This window comes from Azotobacter bryophylli, assembly GCF_042643485.1.
Taxonomy (GTDB): Bacteria; Pseudomonadota; Gammaproteobacteria; order Pseudomonadales; family Pseudomonadaceae; genus Azotobacter; species Azotobacter bryophylli.
The window spans coordinates 21,441-39,379 of sequence record NZ_JBHRSJ010000002.1; the positions used below are offsets into that span (position 1 = coordinate 21,441).

Annotated in this window: 22 protein-coding genes and 1 tRNA gene; 9 read left to right on the forward strand and 14 right to left on the reverse strand. The window is 66.1% G+C overall.

From position 1 onward, the window contains the following. The first annotated feature begins 13 nt into the window (after positions 1-13). Positions 14-1,084, forward strand: coding sequence for a DUF748 domain-containing protein (locus tag ACFOJE_RS02465; protein ID WP_377812664.1), 1,071 nt, complete (start codon positions 14-16; stop codon positions 1,082-1,084). A 3-nt stretch (positions 1,085-1,087) separates the two neighbouring features. Here ACFOJE_RS02465 and ACFOJE_RS02470 read toward each other — a convergent pair whose 3' ends face one another. Further along, positions 1,088-1,858, reverse strand: coding sequence for an alpha/beta hydrolase family protein (locus ACFOJE_RS02470; RefSeq protein WP_377812665.1), 771 nt, complete (start codon positions 1,856-1,858; stop codon positions 1,088-1,090). Beyond that, on the reverse strand, positions 1,842-2,969 hold the full coding sequence (locus ACFOJE_RS02475; protein ID WP_377812666.1) for a DUF3182 family protein: 1,128 nt from the start codon (positions 2,967-2,969) through the stop codon (positions 1,842-1,844). The genes ACFOJE_RS02470 and ACFOJE_RS02475 overlap by 17 nt, the downstream gene beginning before the upstream one ends. Before the next feature lie 202 nt (positions 2,970-3,171). Between ACFOJE_RS02475 and ACFOJE_RS02480 the strand changes: the two genes are divergently transcribed. Beyond that, complete coding sequence (locus ACFOJE_RS02480) at positions 3,172-3,642, forward strand: hemerythrin domain-containing protein (protein WP_377812667.1); 471 nt, start codon at positions 3,172-3,174, stop codon at positions 3,640-3,642. 60 nt (positions 3,643-3,702) lie between these two features. Here ACFOJE_RS02480 and ACFOJE_RS02485 read toward each other — a convergent pair whose 3' ends face one another. Beyond that, the gene (locus tag ACFOJE_RS02485) at positions 3,703-3,927 is read right to left on the reverse strand and encodes a hypothetical protein (protein WP_377812668.1); all 225 of its coding nucleotides are present in this window, start codon (positions 3,925-3,927) and stop codon (positions 3,703-3,705) included. A gap of 161 nt (positions 3,928-4,088) precedes the next feature. Between ACFOJE_RS02485 and ACFOJE_RS02490 the strand changes: the two genes are divergently transcribed. From ACFOJE_RS02490 to ACFOJE_RS02500, 3 genes are all read left to right on the forward strand, one after another. Next, positions 4,089-4,571 carry an MgtC/SapB family protein gene (locus ACFOJE_RS02490; protein ID WP_377812669.1) on the forward strand — a complete coding sequence of 161 codons (483 nt, stop codon included), beginning with the start codon at positions 4,089-4,091 and terminating at the stop codon, positions 4,569-4,571. Between the two features lie 94 nt (positions 4,572-4,665). Continuing rightward, positions 4,666-5,061, forward strand: coding sequence for a diacylglycerol kinase (locus ACFOJE_RS02495; protein WP_377812670.1), 396 nt, complete (start codon positions 4,666-4,668; stop codon positions 5,059-5,061). Positions 5,062-5,238: 177 nt separating this feature from the next. Beyond that, a complete protein-coding gene (locus tag ACFOJE_RS02500) occupies positions 5,239-5,523 on the forward strand; it encodes a hypothetical protein (RefSeq protein ID WP_377812671.1) in 285 nt (94 codons plus the stop codon). A 241-nt stretch (positions 5,524-5,764) separates the two neighbouring features. Here the strand turns inward: ACFOJE_RS02500 and ACFOJE_RS02505 are convergent. The 3 genes from ACFOJE_RS02505 to ACFOJE_RS02515 all read right to left on the reverse strand — a co-directional run bounded on the left by ACFOJE_RS02505 (position 5,765) and on the right by ACFOJE_RS02515 (position 7,576). Further along, positions 5,765-5,854: transfer RNA gene (locus tag ACFOJE_RS02505), tRNA-Ser, on the reverse strand. 82 nt (positions 5,855-5,936) lie between these two features. Then, positions 5,937-6,167, reverse strand: a complete 231-nt coding sequence (locus tag ACFOJE_RS02510) for a hypothetical protein (RefSeq protein ID WP_377812672.1) — start codon at positions 6,165-6,167, stop codon at positions 5,937-5,939. Positions 6,168-6,688: 521 nt separating this feature from the next. Beyond that, the gene (locus tag ACFOJE_RS02515; protein ID WP_377812673.1) at positions 6,689-7,576 is read right to left on the reverse strand and encodes an AEC family transporter; all 888 of its coding nucleotides are present in this window, start codon (positions 7,574-7,576) and stop codon (positions 6,689-6,691) included. Positions 7,577-7,735: 159 nt separating this feature from the next. Between ACFOJE_RS02515 and ACFOJE_RS02520 the strand changes: the two genes are divergently transcribed. Continuing rightward, a complete protein-coding gene (locus ACFOJE_RS02520; RefSeq protein WP_377812674.1) occupies positions 7,736-8,539 on the forward strand; it encodes a c-type cytochrome in 804 nt (267 codons plus the stop codon). Between the two features lie 76 nt (positions 8,540-8,615). On the opposite strand, the gene ACFOJE_RS02525 is transcribed toward ACFOJE_RS02520, so the two are convergent. From ACFOJE_RS02525 to aroC, 7 genes are all read right to left on the reverse strand, one after another. Then, the gene (locus ACFOJE_RS02525; protein ID WP_377812675.1) at positions 8,616-8,966 is read right to left on the reverse strand and encodes a ribonuclease E inhibitor RraB; all 351 of its coding nucleotides are present in this window, start codon (positions 8,964-8,966) and stop codon (positions 8,616-8,618) included. 281 nt (positions 8,967-9,247) lie between these two features. Next, complete coding sequence (speE, locus tag ACFOJE_RS02530) at positions 9,248-10,108, reverse strand: polyamine aminopropyltransferase (RefSeq protein ID WP_377812676.1); 861 nt, start codon at positions 10,106-10,108, stop codon at positions 9,248-9,250. Positions 10,109-10,222: 114 nt separating this feature from the next. Beyond that, complete coding sequence (mtnC, locus tag ACFOJE_RS02535; RefSeq protein WP_377812677.1) at positions 10,223-10,906, reverse strand: acireductone synthase; 684 nt, start codon at positions 10,904-10,906, stop codon at positions 10,223-10,225. A 26-nt stretch (positions 10,907-10,932) separates the two neighbouring features. Then, a complete protein-coding gene (locus ACFOJE_RS02540) occupies positions 10,933-11,478 on the reverse strand; it encodes a 1,2-dihydroxy-3-keto-5-methylthiopentene dioxygenase (RefSeq protein WP_377812678.1) in 546 nt (181 codons plus the stop codon). A gap of 38 nt (positions 11,479-11,516) precedes the next feature. Then, complete coding sequence (locus ACFOJE_RS02545) at positions 11,517-12,137, reverse strand: methylthioribulose 1-phosphate dehydratase (RefSeq protein WP_377812679.1); 621 nt, start codon at positions 12,135-12,137, stop codon at positions 11,517-11,519. Further along, positions 12,134-13,285 carry an MFS transporter gene (locus tag ACFOJE_RS02550; RefSeq protein WP_377812680.1) on the reverse strand — a complete coding sequence of 384 codons (1,152 nt, stop codon included), beginning with the start codon at positions 13,283-13,285 and terminating at the stop codon, positions 12,134-12,136. The genes ACFOJE_RS02545 and ACFOJE_RS02550 overlap by 4 nt, the downstream gene beginning before the upstream one ends. Before the next feature lie 61 nt (positions 13,286-13,346). Then, positions 13,347-14,438: a chorismate synthase gene (gene aroC, locus ACFOJE_RS02555; RefSeq protein ID WP_377812681.1), complete on the reverse strand. Its 1,092-nt coding sequence runs from the start codon at positions 14,436-14,438 to the stop codon at positions 13,347-13,349. A gap of 136 nt (positions 14,439-14,574) precedes the next feature. Between aroC and ACFOJE_RS02560 the strand changes: the two genes are divergently transcribed. Next, complete coding sequence (locus ACFOJE_RS02560) at positions 14,575-15,516, forward strand: alpha/beta hydrolase (RefSeq protein ID WP_377812682.1); 942 nt, start codon at positions 14,575-14,577, stop codon at positions 15,514-15,516. Between the two features lie 12 nt (positions 15,517-15,528). Here the strand turns inward: ACFOJE_RS02560 and prmB are convergent, their stop codons facing one another. Then, on the reverse strand, positions 15,529-16,449 hold the full coding sequence (gene prmB, locus ACFOJE_RS02565) for a 50S ribosomal protein L3 N(5)-glutamine methyltransferase (RefSeq protein WP_377812683.1): 921 nt from the start codon (positions 16,447-16,449) through the stop codon (positions 15,529-15,531). Between the two features lie 420 nt (positions 16,450-16,869). Between prmB and ACFOJE_RS02570 the strand changes: the two genes are divergently transcribed. Both ACFOJE_RS02570 and ACFOJE_RS02575 read left to right on the forward strand, forming a co-directional pair. Further along, entirely contained in the window at positions 16,870-17,466 is a 597-nt protein-coding gene (locus tag ACFOJE_RS02570) for a cysteine hydrolase family protein (RefSeq protein WP_377812684.1), read from the forward strand. 126 nt (positions 17,467-17,592) lie between these two features. After that, positions 17,593-17,916, forward strand: a complete 324-nt coding sequence (locus tag ACFOJE_RS02575; protein ID WP_377812685.1) for a hypothetical protein — start codon at positions 17,593-17,595, stop codon at positions 17,914-17,916. Positions 17,917-17,939: the final 23 nt, after the last annotated feature.

A 17,939-nucleotide genomic window follows, 5' to 3' on the forward strand; every position in this document is an offset into this window, starting at 1 on the left:
CAGTCATCCCTGCATGAAGAGACGTTACAGCCTCCCCCTCGCCATCCTCGGCGGCCTGGCCCTACTCGTGGTGGCGCTGCACATCGCCCTGCCCTATCTGGTGCGCGACTACCTGAACGACCGCCTGGCGAACATGGGCGGCTATCGCGGCCACATCGCCGACGTCGACCTCGCCCTCTGGCGCGGCGCCTACCGCATCGAGGGGCTGAAGGTGTCCAAGCTCAGCGGCAAGGTCCCGGTGCCCTTCCTCGACGTGCCGGGCACCGACCTGGCGGTGAGCTGGCATTCGCTGTGGTACGACCACGCGGTGGTCGCCCGGGTCGTGTTCCAGCGGCCCGAGCTGAACTTCGTCGACGGCGAGAGCGAGGAGGATTCGCAGAGCGGCGAAGGGGTGGACTGGCGCCAGCAGCTGGAGAAGCTGCTGCCGATCACCCTCAACGAGGTGCGCGTCGAGAACGGCCGTCTGGCTTTCCGCAACTTCAAGTCCGACCCGCCGGTGAACGTGCAGATCACCGGGCTCGACGCCAGCCTGCGCAACCTGACCAACGTGGAGGGCGGCAAGGGCCGGGTCGCCCGCCTGGACGCCACAGCCAAGGTCCTCGGCCAGGCGCCGCTGGAAACCAGCTCCCGGTTCGACCCCTTCGACGAATGGCGCAACTTCAAATTTCGCCTGCGCGTCACCGACGTCGACCTGCGCCGCCTGAACGACTTCTCCCGGGCCTACGGCCGCTTCGACTTCAACGCCGGACGCGGCGATCTGGTGATGGAGGTGGAGTCCGACGACGGCCGCCTCGGCGGCTACGTCAAGCCGCTGCTCAAGGATGTCGACGTGTTCGACTGGAAGCAGGACGTCGAGCAGGAGGACAAGGGCTTCCTGCGCGGGCTGTGGGAGGCGCTGGTGGGCGGCGGCGAGACGCTGCTGAAGAACCAGCGCAAGGACCAGTTCGCCACCCGCATCGAGCTCTCGGGGACCATCACCCAGCAGAAGGTCAGCCCGCTGCAGGCCTTCGTCGCCATCCTGCGCAACGCCTTCGTCCAGGCCTTCACCCCGCGCTTCGAGCGCTCGCTGAAGGAGGAGAGCTGAGCCTCAGCCGTGCAGGGCATGGCCCCAGGCGGTGTTGCCGACCCGGGCGCCGATCACCATCTCGCCGACCCAGTTGACCAGGATCGCGGTGTAGGCCTGCTGGCAGGTCTCGCCGCTCAGGGCGTGGTCGGCGCCGTCGATGATGCGGTGGGTCAGCGAATGGGCGCGGACGAAGGCGCCGCGGTAGCTCATGATGGTGGCGTGGGGCACCAGGTTGTCGTGCTCGGACTCGACGATCAGCACGTCGCCGCGGAACCTGGCGCAGGCCGCCAGGGCCCGGTTGTCCTCCGGCGAGACCGGCTCCCGGCGGTACAGCTGCAGGTCGTCGCGGTCCAGCTCGCGCTTCGGCCGGGTCCATTCGGCGTCCCGGTACAGGGCCGGCACGCGCAGGGCGAGCCACTTCACCGGGCGCAGCGTGGTCAGGATGGCCGCCAGGTAGCCGCCGTAGCTGCTGCCGACCACGGCGATGCCGTCGCGGTCGATGGCCGGGTGCCGGGCCAGCAGGTCGTAGGCGACGGCGATGTCGCGCAGGTTGTCCTCGCGGGTGACCCACTGCTGCTGCCACAGGGTCGCCGCGTGTCCGCGCATGTCGAAGGTCAGGCAGACGCAGCCGAGGCCGGCGATGCCCCGCGCGCGCTTCAGGTCGCGCTCCTGGCTGCCGCCCCAGCCGTGGACGAAGAGCAGGCCCGGCATCTGGGTGTCCGGGGCGAGGAAGGTGCCGGCGATCCGCTGTTCCCCCACCAGCAGATCGACCGACTCACTGCGCGTCGTCATGGCTCTCCACCGTCACGCACTTGGTGATGAAACCGACCTGCTCGTCCTCGCCGCGGAACAGCACCCGCGCACCGGGCGGCGGCTCGCTCGCCTCGCCGAACAGCTCCAGGGACGAGGCCCGCACCACCCGCCCGCCCTCGCGGAACGCCTCCAGCGCGGCGATCTCGGCACTGCTGGCGCCGCCGATGCGCCAAGACTGCTCGAGTACCCCGGAGCGAACCTGCCCGCGGCTGTCCAGGCCGCGGGCGACGTCGTAGTTGCGCCGGGAGGCGAACAGGCCGCTGTAGCATTCCCTGGCCGCCTCGTCGTAGGTCCGCGCCTGCCGCACGGCCAGGCGCACCGGCTCGTCCAGTCCGAGCGCCAGGAGGGCGTCGTAGTCGCCGGCCACCACGTGCAGGTCGGAGCCGCCGTAGACCGCCTCGCCGCGGTTGTCGGTGGTCAGGCGCTGGGAGCCGTAGTAGGTCGCCAGCAGGTCGCCGACCCGGATCTGACCGACGCTGAAGGTGCTCACCTGCTCCAGGTGCTCCTCCAGCACCAGGCCGAACTCCTCCACCTCCTTCACGTCCAGCGTCTGCAGCCGCGCCTCCAGCTCAGCCTCGTCGCGGACCAGGCTCTGCCCGCGGCCGGCGGTGGCGCGCACCGGCTTGATCCGCAGCGGCCCCTCGGCGAGCAGAAGCCGCCCGGCCTCGCGCGCCTCGGCCAGATCGAACACCGTGTAGCCGCGCAGCACGGCGTCCGCCACGCGCCGGGCGAAGGCGTTGGACCAGCCGGGCGGCGCCTGCACGCCGGCCCGCAGCAGCGGATGGGTGATCGCCTTGGTGGCGACGAAGGCATGGGGCACCACGCCGCCGAAGAGATCCTCCTCGCCGCCGATGCCCAGGCGGAACGCGCTCTGCCGGCCGATCACGGTGCCAGTCGGGACGAAATACAGGGGGCCCGTGTAGGTGTGCCCGGGGTCGAACTCGCCGGCGAAGTCCAGCCCCTGCAGCGCCGCCAGCCGCCGCCCCAGTTCGAGATGGACGGCACGCTCGTGCTGCGCCTCCCCGCCCCGGTTGCAGTACACCACCACGCAGCCGCCGGGCAGCAGCGACTCTGACGAAAGCCGTGCCATGGTCTGCCCTCCTCGTTCGGATGATCGGGGTGAGGACCGCGCCTCTCTCCGCTATTGACTCCCGACGCACCGGGATCATTCCCCCGCGGGGGAGGCACGGTGCAATGGACGAACGGTCGACATCAAGCATAGAACCCCACGAGTGGGCGGGAGGTCAGCTAAACAGAGTGACCTTCAAAGACCCTCACGCCGGGAGATCGCGATGAACGCCGTCGAATTGCTCAAGCACGATCACGAAACCGTCCATCAACTCCTCGACCGGCTCGGCAAGACCACCGAGCGGGGCGTCAAGACCCGGGAGGAGCTGCTGCATCACCTGCACCTCGAACTGGCGGTGCACACCGCCCTCGAGGAGGAGATCTTCTATCCCGCCTACAGGCAGGCCGGGGGCAAGGAGGACGAGATCATGTTCCACGAGGCCAAGGAGGAGCACCGCGCCGTGGACTCGCTGGTCATGCCGGACCTGGAGAAAACCGATCCCTCCGCCGTCGAGTTCGCCGGCCGGGTCAAGGTACTCAAGGACATGGTCGACCATCACATCGAGGAAGAGGAACAGGAGATGTTCCCCAAGGCCAGCGAACTCCTGGGCAAGGACCGGCTCGAGGAACTGGGCGAGGAGATGGAGAACCGCAAGAAGGCGCTGAAGAAGGAGCTGAGCGCGAAGCTTTCCTGAACCGGCGGGCCTGCCCGGCAACGGGCAGGCCCTGCGCGTCCTTTCGTGCCGGGACGGCCCTCAGGGCTGCTGGTAATGCCCGGGCGTGGTGCCCGGCTCGTGGGGATGCACGATCCTGGTCACCTGGACGTCGGTGATGTCGGAGGGCTGGGCCGAAGTGTGCAGGGCCTCGACGTAACGCTGCGCCTCTTCGGGCGTGATGCTGTCCTTGTCCGACTCCAGTTCGGTCGATTGCGGCTGGTTGTCGAGGATGTAGCTGACCAGAAAGAGATGTTTCTCGGACATTTCCAGTTCCTCCTATCCGGGGCGTCGTTCTGTTTCGACCCCGACGAGAGGAGAAATGGTTCCTCCGTCCGGGACGGGTGGCCGACCCCGCGCCCGGGTGCCATCTGTCCAGTCGACGCAGCGAACGGTCCGCTCGACCGGCCATTCCTCGGGAGGCGCGCGTGACGGCCTGGGACATCGCGATAGCGACCATCGCGGACGAGTTCTCCGACCTGTCCGGTATCGAGCCGGCCATCCGGACCGTCCTGCGCCTGCTGCTGGCGGCGCTGCTCGGCGGCCTGCTGGGCAACGAGCGCGAGCACCACGGCAAGGCGGCGGGCATCCGCACCCACATGCTGGTGGCGCTGGGCTCCACCCTGTTCGTCCTGGCCCCGCAGCTGACCGGCGTCTCCCACGACGCCATGAGCCGGGTGGTCCAGGGCATCGTGGCCGGGGTCGGCTTCCTCTGCGCCGGCACCATCCTCAAGACCAGCGGCGACAGCAAGGTCCGCGGCCTGACCACCGCCGCCGGCCTCTGGCTGAACACGGCAGTGGGCGTCTGCGTCGGTCTCGGCCACGAGGCGACCGCGGTGCTCGGCACCCTGCTCGCCCTGTTCATCCTCAACGTGCTGCCGAAGATCATCGAGGAGCCCCGCCAGGATTGAGCCGCCCGCCCCAGTCATGAAGGCGTCACATCCCCCTCGTTAACCTGATGCGCGAGCCACCGCTCCCCCGACGCCCCGCTCGCGAGAACCTTCCATGCGCACCGAGCCAGCCGACCGAGATACCGCCGGGCGCCCCTGGAAAGGCCGCAAGGGATTCAGCCGGGTGCTGCATGCCGCGGGCTACTCCATGGCCGGACTGCGGGCAGCCTTCGTCGGCGAATCGGCCTTCCGCCAGCTCGTCCTGCTCAACCTGCTGCTGATCCCTCTCGCCTGCCTTCTGGAAGTGGAGCGGGCCGAACGCGTCCTGCTGATCGCCACGGTGTTCCTGACGCTGATCGTCGAACTACTCAACTCGGCCATCGAGGCGGCGATCGACCGCATCTCCCTGAGCACGCATCCCCTCTCCAAGCGGGCCAAGGACATGGGCAGCGCCGCGCAGTTTCTCGCGCTCGGGCTGGTCGTGCTGGTCTGGGCGGGAATACTGCTGTGAAAGCCTCGGAGCGTCCCTCCCCCTTCGGAAGAGCGCTCGAAAGCAGGCAGGAACGCTGACGCTCGGGCGATTCCTAGAGCCTCGGTCGAAGAAACCGAAAAGTCGGCATCAATGATGCATTGGAAATGAAGCTGAAACCAAAACCGTTTATACCTACATTTTTTGCTGATTTGCTGTATGAAAAATCAACAAAGTGCTGTCCCGATCACAACAGAGGCCGTCATTTTCGGCTGCATCCTGCTGAATGCCGCGCTCATCATCAGCGGCTCGATGTTTCTCGACCAGTTGGTCTGGCAGACGGAAAGCCAATCCGCCAACCCCATCAGGCACGAACGCCCGAAAGCCGGGGCACAGGAACCGGATTGGCTGGCAAGCCGGGAAACCAGCCCGGATTGCCGGGTGGTAAGGGCCAGCGAACCCTCGACCAATCAAGACGGGGGGTTTCTTCATATCTGTTACTAGGGCGCCGAACGACGCCTTGCCTGCGGCCAAGCCTTCGATAACGCCGGGGCCATCGGAAGTTCCCTTCTACCGGAACAGATCCGGTACGAAAGCGGGCTTTGCCAAGCCACCATGCACCAAGCTGTTCCGTTTCCCTGGCTCCGCACAAGCGTTATCTCTCGTGCGCGCATCGCCCGCTTCCCATCGGCCAGACGCCAGAAACGCAAAAGCCCTGCATAAAGCAGGGCTTTTGGTGGAAAGCTGGCGGTGAGGGAGGGATTCGAACCCTCGATACGGTTTCCCGTATACACACTTTCCAGGCGTGCTCCTTCAACCGCTCGGACACCTCACCTGATCTCGCCGAACGCATCGTCCGTCGAGGCGCGCTAATTTAGCCGACCTCCCTATCGAATGCAAAGCTTTTTTCAAAAAATTCATGCGTTTAGACAAACCGCCTGAATCGTGGGCAGCAAACGGCCCGTGACCAGACTCTGCGACCTCAGCCACCACAGCGCCAGAGAGACGGACAGACTGATCAGGAACAGCAGCAGAACCCCCACCGGGCACTGGACCATCGGGGATCGGGCCAAGACGATCAGCGTCACGAGCGCAAGCCAAGTCAGGGTGAGGTGATTTCGCTTAGTGAATAGATCTCGGAAGCTCATGGGAGACTCCTTCCAGCCGGGACGAGCCACCATACCGCCCCCGGAAATACCGGACCAACAGCTGCCTGCCGAGAATTCCATGCAGTGCACAGAAACGGCCATCCAATCGAAGGGAGGGGAACTTTTTCAACGAGTCGACGGGCAGGAAGTCGGACAAACGGCAGCAGGCTGGAAAAAAGGCTCTGCCTTGGGAGCTGCGCCCCTCGGCGGGACTTCTCTCATAATCATTTGAAAGCAACTCACTAAAAAGAAATTCCCAACTCTTCTAAGTCGTCAGGCAAAAGCCTTTAGAGTTGTTTGTGAGTCCGGCAGGGAGCGAGGGCTAGCAGCGAGCCACGGGATGTCGTTTCTATCTGCAAATCATGCAGCGCATGCATGAGTGCCGAGTGGCTTATCGTCATATCAACAATAAGAAAAGGCAAAGCCATGATCCAGCGCCCCGACAAGGTCCGGCAAGCCGGCCTCATCATTTTCGCCATCACCGTTCTCCTGATCCTTCCCAACCTGAGCCGCTTCGTCAGTTAGCGCAGCGTCGGCAGCAGCCAGGCCAGCAACAGCGGCATAAAGCCGAAGGCCAGCAGGGTCGAGCACAGCACCAGACTGGCGACCCGCTCCGGCGAACGGCCGGCCTTGACGGCGAACAGATAGTTGAACACGGCCACCGGCATGGCCGACTGCATGATCAGCACGCCCTGCACCAGGGGCGGCAGCTCGAGCAGCCGGCCGATCGCCCAGGCCACCCCGGCGCCGCACAGCAGCCGCAGGGCGCCCAGCAGCATGCCTTGGCCGAGCTGCTGGGTTCGGATGGAGGCCAGCGAAACCCCGAGGGTGACCAGCATCAACGGGATGGTCATGCCACCCAGCAGCCCCACCGTGTTGTCGAGCCAGCGTGGCAGTTCGAGGTCGAACAGCATGATCGGCAGCGCCAGGACCAGGCTGATGATGATGGGGTGCCCGAGCAGCCGCTTGATGGAGGTTTCGGCCCCGGCGAGCGCCATGCCCAGGGTGAAGTGCGAGACGGAGAGCACTAGGAAGAAGGCCACCGCCAATGCCAGGCCCTGCTCGCCGAAGGCGTAGAGGCTGATCGGCAGCCCCATGTTGCCGGAGTTGGGGAACAGGTAGGCGGGCACCAGCACCTTCCAGTCCTGCCGGAACAGGCGGCTGAGCAGCAGGCCGATGAGCCCCATGAGCAGGGTCACCGCCACGCAGGCGGCAGCCATCTGGCCGAAGGCGGCGGGGTCGATCCTGGATTTGCTCAGGGTCGACAGCACCAGACAGGGAGTGCCGACGTTGAGGATCAGCCGGGTGATGAAGTCGGTGGGATAGACGTGACCGAAGCGCACCCAGCCATAGCCGATGCCGGCGACGATGAAGATGGGAGCCATTACGGCGAACAGTTCGGCCAGCATACGCCTCTTCCTTATCCCGCTGTTTTTGGGGCGCACATCCTAGCGTTCCGGCCTGGCCTTGGCCATTGCCGGCCCCGGTGCGCGCCGGCTGGCCACTGTAATGCAACGGCTCCGCCGAGATGCTATGGTCCCGGCTCCCTTCATCCGGCTGGTGATTCGATGCGTTCCCTTCTACTCATGCTGATGCTGGCGGCGAGCCTGCCCCTGGCCGCCGCCGAACTGATCCTGGACCTGCCCGGCCACTCCCGGCGCTGGAGCACCGCCGAATTGCTCGCCCATCCGCAGGCGCAGGAAATCGAGATTCCGGCGGATGTCAGCTACAAACGCCCCATGCGCTATCGCGCCGTACCGATGGCCGCCCTGCTGCAGGGCGTCGCACCGGGCGACCATATCCAGGCGGTGGCGACCGATGGCTTCGCCGCCGAACTGCCGGCCGCCCCGCTGCTGAACAGCAAGGGCGCTCGTGCCTGGCTGGCAGTCGAGGCCCCGGATGCGCCCTGGCCCGGCCTGGGCAAGGGCGGAGCCAGCGCCGGTCCCTTCTATCTGGTCTGGACCCATCCCGAAGCCGGCAGGATCGGCCCGGAGCAGTGGCCGTTCCGCGTCACCCGGATAGCCGGGCTGCCCCCCCTCGCCCAGCGTTTTCCGGCCCTGTTGCCGGCCGAAGACGCGAGCCCGTCGGTCAAGGCGGGCTTCGCCCAGTTTCAGAAGCACTGCATGGCCTGTCACCGCCTGAACCGCCAGGGAGATGCCCAGTTCGGCCCGGATCTCAACGTGCCGAACAACCCCACCGAATACTTCCACGAGGCGTTCCTCCGCCGCTACATCCGTGATCCCCAGAGCCTGCGCCACTGGCCGCAGGCTCGCATGCCGGCCTTCTCCGCGCAGGCACTGAGCGATAGCGAACTGGAGCAACTGCTGGCCTATCTGCGACACATGGCGGGACGCAAGGTGGCGTCCAGGTAAACGGAGGGAGGCGCGAAGGAAGAGTCGGGAGGGACATGACACCGGCCGACCCTGGCCGGCCGGTGCGGCAACGCGTTTACTGCCAGGGATGGGACAGCGTGATTTCCTGGGTGACGCCCCAGCCGTCCATCACCCCACCCAAGGGGGCCACGACCGACTCCAGATCCTGCTCGAAGTCGCCGATACCCTCATGGGTGGCGTACATCACCTTGCTGACCTGCAGGTGCCAGGCTCCGTCATCCCGCGCGGATACCTGGGCATTCAGGGATTCACCGCGAAAATTTCTAGCTGCCATACGGGCCCGGTCCTCGTCGGGGAAGATGGCGTAAAACTCGATGGGATGGACGCGGGTGAAATCGAACCCGCCCTCCTTCATTCGCCGAAGCACAGCGCTGCTGACATCATCGGGGAAGGTGCTGCTGCTCATGACACGACCTCCTCAGTGATGGATCGAAGATTGCGATGGAAGAAACGGTCACGACAGACTCATGGCAACGAAAACTTCTTTTCGGATTGCCCGAAAATTCGCTGAGCAGTTGGCCAAGGGCTGAGCCGCGCAAAGCGAGCTAAGATGCTGCCTGACAAGCATAGCTCCAAACAGGCCAGATTGCTGGCCAGATGACGGCTACGCGAGCCCAATGGAACATCCCCTCCCCCGAACGGGGGAAGGGTCAAACAATCAAACAGACAACCGGCCAGACTCTTGGTTCAGTCGTTGCTTGGTTTACCAATCGCCTGCAGCACGTACTGCGGCAGCGCGAAGGCGCCCTGGTGAATCTCCGGGTTGTAGTAGCGGGTGACGATACCGCTGCCGGCGAAGCGCTGGCGCAGGGTGTCCAGCGGCAGCTTGCGCTGCTCGGGAACGGTGCTGCCCCAGGCGAAGGTCATCGCGCCGCCGATGTAGGTGGGCACCGCGGCCTGGTAGAAATGCCAATCGGCGAACAGGCCGTTCATCCGCGAGGCGGTGGTCTGCACTTCGCCCAGCTGCATGAACGGCGTGCCGTTCTGAGTGACCAGAATGCCGCCGTCGTTCAGGCAGCGCTGGCAGGCCTGGTAGAAGTTCTCCGAGAACAGCACCTCGCCCGGCCCGATCGGATCGGTGGAGTCGGAGATGATGACGTCGAACCTCTCCTCGGTGGTGGCAACGAAACGCATGCCGTCGTCGATCACCAGATTCAGACGCGGGTCGTCGAAAGCCCCCTTGGAATGGTTGGGCAGGAATTCCTTGCACATGTCCACCACGGTGCCGTCGATCTCGACCATGGTGACGTGCTCGACACTGCGATGCTTGCACACCTCGCGCAGCATGCCGCCGTCGCCGCCGCCGATGATCAGCACCCGCTTGGCCAGACCGTGGGCGAGGATCGGCACGTGGGTGAGCATCTCGTGATAGATGAACTCATCGGCCTCGGTGGTCTGGATCACCCCGTCGAGGGCCATCACCCGGCCCATGCGAGCGTTCTCGAAGATCACCAGATGCTGGTGCTCGGTACGCACCTCATGGAGCAGCTTGTCCATGCGAAAACGCTGGCCGTAGCCGTCGTAGAGGGTTTCCTGGTAGTCGCTCATGGATGATTCTCCCCGGTGGGTACTGGCGAAAAGGCAGCCTCGCGGCCGGCCGAAAGGCCGGGCATTCTACGTGGACGAGCATGGCAGGTCGAACCGGGCACCGGTCACCGCGTGTCAGAAGTTCTCCGGGAGGATCTCGGTGAAGCTGGCGACCGTCGGGTGCCCGGCCAGAGAGCCGCCCTCGCGAGCCAGTCCACAGGTCTTGAGGCCGGCCTCACGGGCGGCGTCCAGTTCCTGCACCACGTCCGAGAGGAACAGGATGTCGCCGGCAGGCAGGCCGATGGCATCGGCGATCCGGGCATAGGAAGCCGCCTCGCGCTTGCCGCCGGAGGTGGTGTCGAAGTAGCCGGAGAACAGCGACGTCAGGTCGCCGACCTCGGAATAGCCGAAAATCAGCTTCTGCGCCTGGATCGAGCCGGAGGAATAGACGTAGAGCGCATAACCCACGGCCTGCCAGTAGCGCATCGCCTGCACGGCATCCGCGTAGACATGCCCCTGGATCTCCCCGCTCCGGTAGCCCTGCTCCCAGACCATGCCCTGCAGCGCCTTCAGCGGCGTGGCCTTGCGGTCTTCGGCGATCCAGCCGAGGAGGATCTCGATCACCCGCTCCGGTTCGGCCCCCGTCTCGCCGCTCTCGGCGCGGACGGCATTGAGCTGGGCGGCGACCTCGGGCTCGGCGGCCCGCTCGCGGACGAACTGCGGCAGGTGCGCCTTGGCATAGGGAAAAAGTACATCGAAGACGAAACGCACCGAGCTGGTGGTGCCTTCGATATCGGTCAGGATGGCTTTTATCGGCATGTCGTGTCTCTTGGGTGATCCCTTGCTCAGTCTTCCAGGCAGGGGAAGTGGCTGGCGATGTCCTTGCCGGTGAAGCGGGCGACCCAGCCTTCCGGATTGTTGAACAGGCGGATGGCGACGAAGTGCGGGTGCTCGCCCATGTCGAACCAGTGCGGCGTACCGGCCGGCACCGAGATCAGGTCGTTCTTCTCGCAGAGCACCGCGTACACCTTGTCGCCGATGTGCAGGGAGAACAGCCCGCGGCCGGCGACGAAGAAGCGCACCTCGTCCTCGCCATGGGTGTGCTCGTCGAGGAACTTGGAGCGCAGCTCGGCCTTCTGCGGGTGATCGTCGGTGAGACTGATCACGTCGACGGTGACGTAGCCGCCCTCCGCCTTCAGCCGCTCTATCTCCGGACGGTAGGCGGCGATCACCTGCTCCTGGCTGGCGCCGGGGGCGATCGGCGCACTGGCCTGCCAACGCTCGAAGCGCACGCCGACCTCGGCCAGGGTGGCGGCGATGTCCTCGCCGTGGGTGAGCACCTTGAAGGGCTGGGCGGAATTGGTGTCGTGGTAGACGCTCAGGCAGCTCATGGGCAGGTTTCTCCTTTGGGTAGGGGGCGGATGATGCCTCAGGCTTTGTGCAACGCACGCATCTTCAGTTCGCACTCGAACAGGAACTCGAAGGCCTCGACCTGACGCAGGGCGTCGGCCATGGTGACGCCCCAGGTATAGAGGCCATGGCCGCGAATCAGGTAGCCGACACAGTCGGGGTGCTCGTCCAGCCAGGGCTGTACCCGGCGCGCCAGGCGGGCGATGTCCTGATCGTTGTCGAAGATCGGCACGCAGACCTGGCACTCGTGGGTCGAGATGCCGGCGAAGGCTTTCTGCAGTTCGTAATCGGCGAACACCAGGGAATCGCTCAGGGTGAGCCGCGACAGCACGGTGGCGTTCACCGAGTGGGTGTGCAGCACCGCGCCGACCTCCGGTTTCCAAGTGTACAGCTGGGTATGCAGCAGGGTCTCGGCGGAAGGCTTCTTGCCCGGCTCCAGGCTGTTGCCGGCCATGTCGGTGGCCAGCACGTCGTCCTCGCCGAGCTGGCCCTTGTGCTTGCCGGAAACGGTCAGCAGCGCCTCGCTGGCCGACAGCCGCGCGGAGTAGTTGCTGCTGGTGGCCGGGGACCAGCCGCGGCCATACAGGAAGCGCCCGGCCTCGATGATCTGCTGGGCGAGTTGTGCTCGGGTCAGGCTCATGGCCCCTCCTCTTTCAAACGGATGGCGGTGACGCAGGCGGCCGCCAGCGCGGCCAGACTGGCCAGACCGAAGGTCCAGGCCGGGCCCAGGGCCGTCCAGCAGTAACCGGAATACAGCGCCCCCAGGGCGCCGCCGACGCCGGACAGGCTGGCATAGAGCGCCTGGCCCTGGCCCTGCTGGCGCGCCCCGAAGCTGCGCTGGACGAAATGGATCGCGGCTACGTGGAAACTGCCGAAGGTCGCCGCATGCAGAACCTGGGCGAACAGCAGCACGCCCAGATGATCGGCCAGATTGCCCAGGAGCAGCCAGCGCAGCGCGGCCAGCAGGAAGCTCGCCAGCAGCACCTGACGCAGGGAACAGCGAACGAGCAGCTGGGGGATGACCAGGAACAGCAGGATCTCCGCCACCACGCCGAGCGCCCACAGCTGACCGATCAGCCCGCGTTCGTAGCCCAGCGCCTCCAGATGGATGCTGATGAAGGTGTAATAGGGCCCATGGCTCAGCTGCATCAGGGCCACGCAGACGTAGAAGGCCAGCACCCCCGGCCGGCGCAGCTGCGCAAGGAAGCCGCCATGACCGGCGGTTTCCTCACGATGGGCCGGCTGGGCGTTCGGCACCCAGAGACTGCCGAGGACGATGCCGCCCATGATCAGGATCAGCGCCCAGGGATAGGCATCCAGGCTGACCCGCTCGAACAGCTGGCCGAGGCCGACCACGGTGACGATGAAGCCGATGCTGCCCCACAGGCGCAGTCGGCTGTAGCGCGCCGCCTGATCGCGCAGGTGCGCCAGGGTGATGACCTCGAACTGCGGCAGCACCGCATGCCAGAAGAAGGCATGCAGGGCCATCACCAGCGCCAACCAGGCATAGCTCTGGCTCACGAAAATCAGCGCGAAGGACGCCAGGGTGCAGAGCGCGCCCAGACGTACGATGGCCAGCCGCCGACCGGTCGCATCGCCCAGCCAGCCCCACAGGTTGGGCGCGACGCAGCGCATCAGCATGGGGATCGCCACCAGCTCGCCGATCCGCGCGGCGGAGAAGCCCAGGTGGTCGAAATACAGGGCGAAAAACGGCGCCGTCGCCCCGAGCAGGGCGAAGTAGAAGAAATAGAAACCGGACAGTCGCCAATAAGGAAGAGCCGTGGTCATAGGCTACGGGCAGCCAGCGGACGGATGGCGGCCAGGGCCTCCGCCCAACCGGCTACGCCCCTCACAGCTGCGGCAGCACCGGGGTGTCCACCCAGACCTCGGCATTCTGCGCCCGCTGGCGCAGCACGTGATCCATCAGCACGATGGCCATCATCGCCTCGGCGATGGGCGTGGCGCGGATGCCAACGCAAGGGTCGTGACGGCCCTTGGTGACCACCTCCACCGGATTGCCCTCGATGTCGATGGAGCGACCGGGCGTGGTGATGCTGGAGGTGGGCTTGAGCGCCAGATGGGCGACGATCGGCTGCCCCGAGGAAATTCCGCCGAGGATGCCGCCGGCGTTGTTGGACAGGAAACCGTCCGGGGTCATCTCGTCACGATGCTCGGTGCCGCGCTGGGCGATACAGGCGAAACCGGCGCCGATCTCCACGCCCTTGACCGCGTTGATGCTCATCAGCGCATGGGCCAGTTCGGCATCGAGACGGTCGAAGATCGGCTCGCCGAGGCCCGGCGGCACGCCTTCGGCGATCACGGTGATCTTGGCGCCGACCGAGTCCTGGTCGCGGCGCAGTTGATCCATGTACGCCTCCAGCTCCGGCACCTTGTCCGGGTCGGGGCTGAAGAAGGCATTCTGCTCCACCGACTCCCAGCTCTTGAACGGGATTTCGATGGGCCCCAGCTGGCTCATGAAGCCGCGCACGCTGATGCCGAGGCTGGCTAGGTACTTCTTGGCGATGGCGCCGGCGGCGACGCGCATGGCGGTCTCGCGCGCCGAGCTGCGGCCGCCGCCACGGTAGTCGCGGATGCCGTACTTGTGGTGGTAGGTGTAGTCGGCGTGGGCCGGGCGGAACAGGTCCTTGATCGCCGAGTAGTCCTTGGACTTCTGGTCGGTGTTGCGGATCAGCAGGCCGATCGGGCAGCCGGTGGTCTTGCCCTCGAACACCCCGGAGAGGATCTCGACCTCGTCGGCCTCCTGGCGCTGAGTGGTGTGCCGGCTGGTGCCGGGCTTGCGCCGGTCCAGGTCGCACTGCAGGTCCGCGGCCGACAGTTCGAGCCCCGGCGGGCAGCCGTCGACGATGGCGACCAGCGCCGGACCGTGGCTCTCGCCGGCGGTGGTGACAGTGAACAGCTTGCCGTAGGTATTGCCGGACATGCAGGAGCTCCGCGAACAATCAGCCTGAACGAAGGTGTGCGAGTATACCGGCGAGGCTCGGCGAGTTCACCTTGCGAACATTTCGCCAGCCGGCACGTCCAAACTCCCCGCCACTGATCCGGAATGGTTGTCCGCCATGCTGCGCGCGTTCCTCTTGCTCATCCTCCTGGCGGCCGCCTCCGTCCGTGCCGAGTCCCTTCTCCAGCGCCCCGTCGATCTGCCGACCGCCACCGGCGAGCTGCACGGTACCCTGCTGTTGCCGAAACGCACGCCGCCACTGCCGGTGGTGCTGCTGATCGCCGGCTCCGGCCCCACCGACCGCGACGGCAACAACCCCGCCGGACGCAACGACAGCCTCAAGCGCCTGGCCTGGGCCCTGGCCGAACGCGGCATCGCCAGCGTGCGCTACGACAAGCGCGGCGTCGCCGCCAGCCGGGACGCCGCGCCCGACGAGCGAATGCTGAGCGTGGAGGGTTACGTGGCCGACGCGGCGGCCTGGGGCCGGAAGCTCAAGGCCGACCCGCGATTTTCCCGGCTGGTGCTGATCGGCCACAGCGAAGGCGCCCTGATCGCCACGCTGGCAGCCGAACAGGCCGGCGCCGACGCGCTGGTCGCCATCGCCGGCAGCGGCCGGCCGATCGACCAGGTCTTGCTCGAGCAGCTGCGGAGTCGCCTGCCGCTGCCCCTGCTGGCCTACAGCAGGGCGCTGGTCGGGGACCTGAAAGCGGGCCGCACGCGCGAGGACGTTCCCGATCCGCTGCGGATCCTGTTCCGCCCCAGCGTGCAGCCCTACCTGATTACCCTATTCCGCCAGGACCCGGCGGCGGCCTTCGCCCGCTTGCGGATCCCGGCGCTGATCGTCCAAGGCACCCGCGACATCCAGGTGGGCGTCGCGGACGCCGAAGCGCTCAAGCGGGCCAAGCCCGATGCCGAGCTGGCGCTGATCGACGGCATGAACCACGTGCTGCGCATCGTGCCGGCGGACCTGCAGCGGCAGCTGGCGTCCTACGACGAGCCGGACCTGCCCCTGGCCCAGGAGCTGAAACAGGTGGTCGGCGACTTCGTCCTGCGCCAGTAGAAAGGGCTCGACCTACGCGGACAGCCGCGAACGGAACAGTTCCCGATGCTCGCGGCACTGGGCCGCGGCGAGCAGGAAGACACCGTGGCCGCCGCGCTGGAACTCCAGCCAGGTGAAGTCCACCTCCGGGTACAGCGCCTCGACATGCACCTGGCTGTTGCCCACCTCGACGATCAACAGCCCCTGCTCGGTCAGGTGGTCGGCGGCCTCGGCCAGGATCCGGCGCACCAGATCCAGGCCATCCGCCCCGCAGGCCAGGCCGACGGCCGGCTCGTGATGGTATTCGGCCGGCATGTCGGCGAAATCTTCGGCGTCCACGTAGGGCGGATTCGACAGGATCAGGTCGAAACGCTGCCCCGGCAATCCGTCGAAGCCATCGCCCTGAACGGTATAGACGCGCTCCTCCAGGCCATGCCGCTCGATGTTCTGGTTGGCCACCTCCAGGGCCTCGAAGGACAGATCCGCCAGCACCACTTCGGCCTCCGGAAACTCGTAGGCGCAGGCGATGCCGATGCAGCCCGAGCCGGTGCAGAGGTCGAGGATGCGCGCGGGCTCCCGGGGCAGCCAGGGTGCGAAGTGCTGTTCGATCAGCTCGGAGATCGGCGAGCGCGGCACCAGCACCCGCTCGTCGACCAGGAATGGCAGGCCACAGAACCAGGCCTCGCCGATCAGATAGGCCGCAGGGACACGCTCCTCGATGCGCCGCCGGAGCAACGCCTGCAAGTGGACGCACTCATCCTCTTCCAGGCGGCAATCGAGATAGCTGTCAGCCATTTCCCAGGGCAGATGCAGGGCTCCAAGCACCAACTGACGCGCCTCGTCCCAGGCGTTGTCGGTACCGTGGCCGAAGAACAGACCCTCGGCATGGAAGCGGCTCACGGCCCAGCGGATATGGTCGCGCAGGGTGCGCAGGCGAGAGGTAGTAGCGAGCATCGTCGGCTCCAGGCCCGGGAAATGCGGCAGTTTAGCCGATCCGGACGAGCACGCAGCAGCGGCGGTAGGACGGGCGGCTCGGGCCGTCGTGAAGTGCGACATATGCCCGCACGCCCCCACACACTCTCTTGCTTCATTCGGGGTGACGTCTGAGCTCGCGAAGCACGGCGACCGATACCACCAGGGTGAACAACAACCAGAAATACGCGGACAACTCGACGAACCAGGCCATGATCGACTCCTTTCGAACCGGAGCTACGACCATCCGCCGCAGGAAATGGTTCCTCTGCCCGACGGTCGTGAGAGGTGGCATCGGTACCTTGCTAGCCTCCAACCCCTCCCATAGGCTAGAGCGATAACAGTTCACTTATGTCTGTCGGGAAGCGACAATCGGCGCCGTTTGTCCAAGGAGGAGCCAGCATGCCCCAATCCCATAAAACAATTTTGCAGCTCACCGGTCGCGGCTTCGCTCCCGCAAAACTGAAGAACGCCACCCTGCTCGTCATCGACGTGCAGGAAGAATACCGCATGGGAGCACTGCCCTTGCCCGACCTCGAAGCGGCCGTGGCGGAGATCGTCGATCTGGTGGCAGCAGCTCGCGCTTGCGGCACTCCTATTGTGCATGTCAAGCATCTGGGCATAACCGGCGGCCTGTTCGACCCCCAAGGCGAACGCGGCCAGTTCCTTCCCGAACTCGCCCCACAGGAGGGTGAGTTCGTGGTCGAGAAGCGCCTGCCGAACGCATTTTCCGGCACCGACCTGCACGACCAGCTGCAGGCCATCGGCCATCTGGACCTCATCGTCTGCGGCTTCATGACCCACTCGAGCGTCAGCAGCACCGTGCGGGCCATGAAGGATTACGGCTATCGCTGCACCCTGGTGGACAAGGCCTGTGCCACCCGGAACCTGCCGACGCCCAGCGGCATCCTCAGTGCGGCCGAAGTTCACCGTATCGAGGTCGCGGCGCTCGCCGACAACTTCGCGGTCGTCGTCCCCGACACCAAGGCCCTGCTCTAGGATCAATCCTTCCGGACTACCGGAAATCGAGCCGATACTGGGCAGCGGACGCCCAGCACGGTGACGAACTGAACCGCCGCCAGCCTCGCCGGTCTCAGGCCGTAACCTCAACGAGAGAAAGTCGGAATGAAGTTACCCGACGGGTTCGATGCTCGCCGCCTACGTCCGCCCAAGCCACAGATCCATCGTTGGCGCATCGGAGCGGCGCTTTCCGCCCTCTGCGCGGCCCTCGGCATCCTGCTCTCCATGGCCGGTGCCGCCTCGCTGCTCGGCCGCCCGCCGAACCTGCCCGGGCTGGACGCATCTGGAATCTCGGCGATTCCCCTCCTGATCCTCGGCCTGCTGTCGCTCTGGATCGGCGTCCTGGCCTGGCGTCTTTGTCGACGGCGCCTGCGACGTCCGAGCGACGACCTGAGCCTTGCGCCGCATCTGCTGAAAAAGCGCAACTGAGACGGACGTACTGGGTAAACTAA

Excerpts from the sequence above, each read along its gene's own strand:
- ACFOJE_RS02465 (WP_377812664.1), top strand. The coding sequence starts at position 14 with ATGAAGAGACGTTACAGCCTCCCCCTCGCCATCCTCGGCGGCCTGGCC.
- ACFOJE_RS02470 (WP_377812665.1), bottom strand. The coding sequence starts at position 1,858 with ATGACGACGCGCAGTGAGTCGGTCGATCTGCTGGTGGGGGAACAGCGG.
- ACFOJE_RS02475 (WP_377812666.1), bottom strand. The coding sequence starts at position 2,969 with ATGGCACGGCTTTCGTCAGAGTCGCTGCTGCCCGGCGGCTGCGTGGTG.
- ACFOJE_RS02480 (WP_377812667.1), top strand. The coding sequence starts at position 3,172 with ATGAACGCCGTCGAATTGCTCAAGCACGATCACGAAACCGTCCATCAA.
- ACFOJE_RS02485 (WP_377812668.1), bottom strand. The coding sequence starts at position 3,927 with ATGTCCGAGAAACATCTCTTTCTGGTCAGCTACATCCTCGACAACCAG.
- ACFOJE_RS02495 (WP_377812670.1), top strand. The coding sequence starts at position 4,666 with ATGCGCACCGAGCCAGCCGACCGAGATACCGCCGGGCGCCCCTGGAAA.
- ACFOJE_RS02500 (WP_377812671.1), top strand. The coding sequence starts at position 5,239 with ATGAAAAATCAACAAAGTGCTGTCCCGATCACAACAGAGGCCGTCATT.
- ACFOJE_RS02510 (WP_377812672.1), bottom strand. The coding sequence starts at position 6,167 with ATGAGCTTCCGAGATCTATTCACTAAGCGAAATCACCTCACCCTGACT.
- ACFOJE_RS02515 (WP_377812673.1), bottom strand. The coding sequence starts at position 7,576 with ATGCTGGCCGAACTGTTCGCCGTAATGGCTCCCATCTTCATCGTCGCC.
- ACFOJE_RS02520 (WP_377812674.1), top strand. The coding sequence starts at position 7,736 with ATGCGTTCCCTTCTACTCATGCTGATGCTGGCGGCGAGCCTGCCCCTG.
- ACFOJE_RS02525 (WP_377812675.1), bottom strand. The coding sequence starts at position 8,966 with ATGAGCAGCAGCACCTTCCCCGATGATGTCAGCAGCGCTGTGCTTCGG.
- speE (WP_377812676.1), bottom strand. The coding sequence starts at position 10,108 with ATGAGCGACTACCAGGAAACCCTCTACGACGGCTACGGCCAGCGTTTT.
- mtnC (WP_377812677.1), bottom strand. The coding sequence starts at position 10,906 with ATGCCGATAAAAGCCATCCTGACCGATATCGAAGGCACCACCAGCTCG.
- ACFOJE_RS02540 (WP_377812678.1), bottom strand. The coding sequence starts at position 11,478 with ATGAGCTGCCTGAGCGTCTACCACGACACCAATTCCGCCCAGCCCTTC.
- ACFOJE_RS02545 (WP_377812679.1), bottom strand. The coding sequence starts at position 12,137 with ATGAGCCTGACCCGAGCACAACTCGCCCAGCAGATCATCGAGGCCGGG.
- ACFOJE_RS02550 (WP_377812680.1), bottom strand. The coding sequence starts at position 13,285 with ATGACCACGGCTCTTCCTTATTGGCGACTGTCCGGTTTCTATTTCTTC.
- aroC (WP_377812681.1), bottom strand. The coding sequence starts at position 14,438 with ATGTCCGGCAATACCTACGGCAAGCTGTTCACTGTCACCACCGCCGGC.
- ACFOJE_RS02560 (WP_377812682.1), top strand. The coding sequence starts at position 14,575 with ATGCTGCGCGCGTTCCTCTTGCTCATCCTCCTGGCGGCCGCCTCCGTC.
- prmB (WP_377812683.1), bottom strand. The coding sequence starts at position 16,449 with ATGCTCGCTACTACCTCTCGCCTGCGCACCCTGCGCGACCATATCCGC.
- ACFOJE_RS02570 (WP_377812684.1), top strand. The coding sequence starts at position 16,870 with ATGCCCCAATCCCATAAAACAATTTTGCAGCTCACCGGTCGCGGCTTC.
- ACFOJE_RS02575 (WP_377812685.1), top strand. The coding sequence starts at position 17,593 with ATGAAGTTACCCGACGGGTTCGATGCTCGCCGCCTACGTCCGCCCAAG.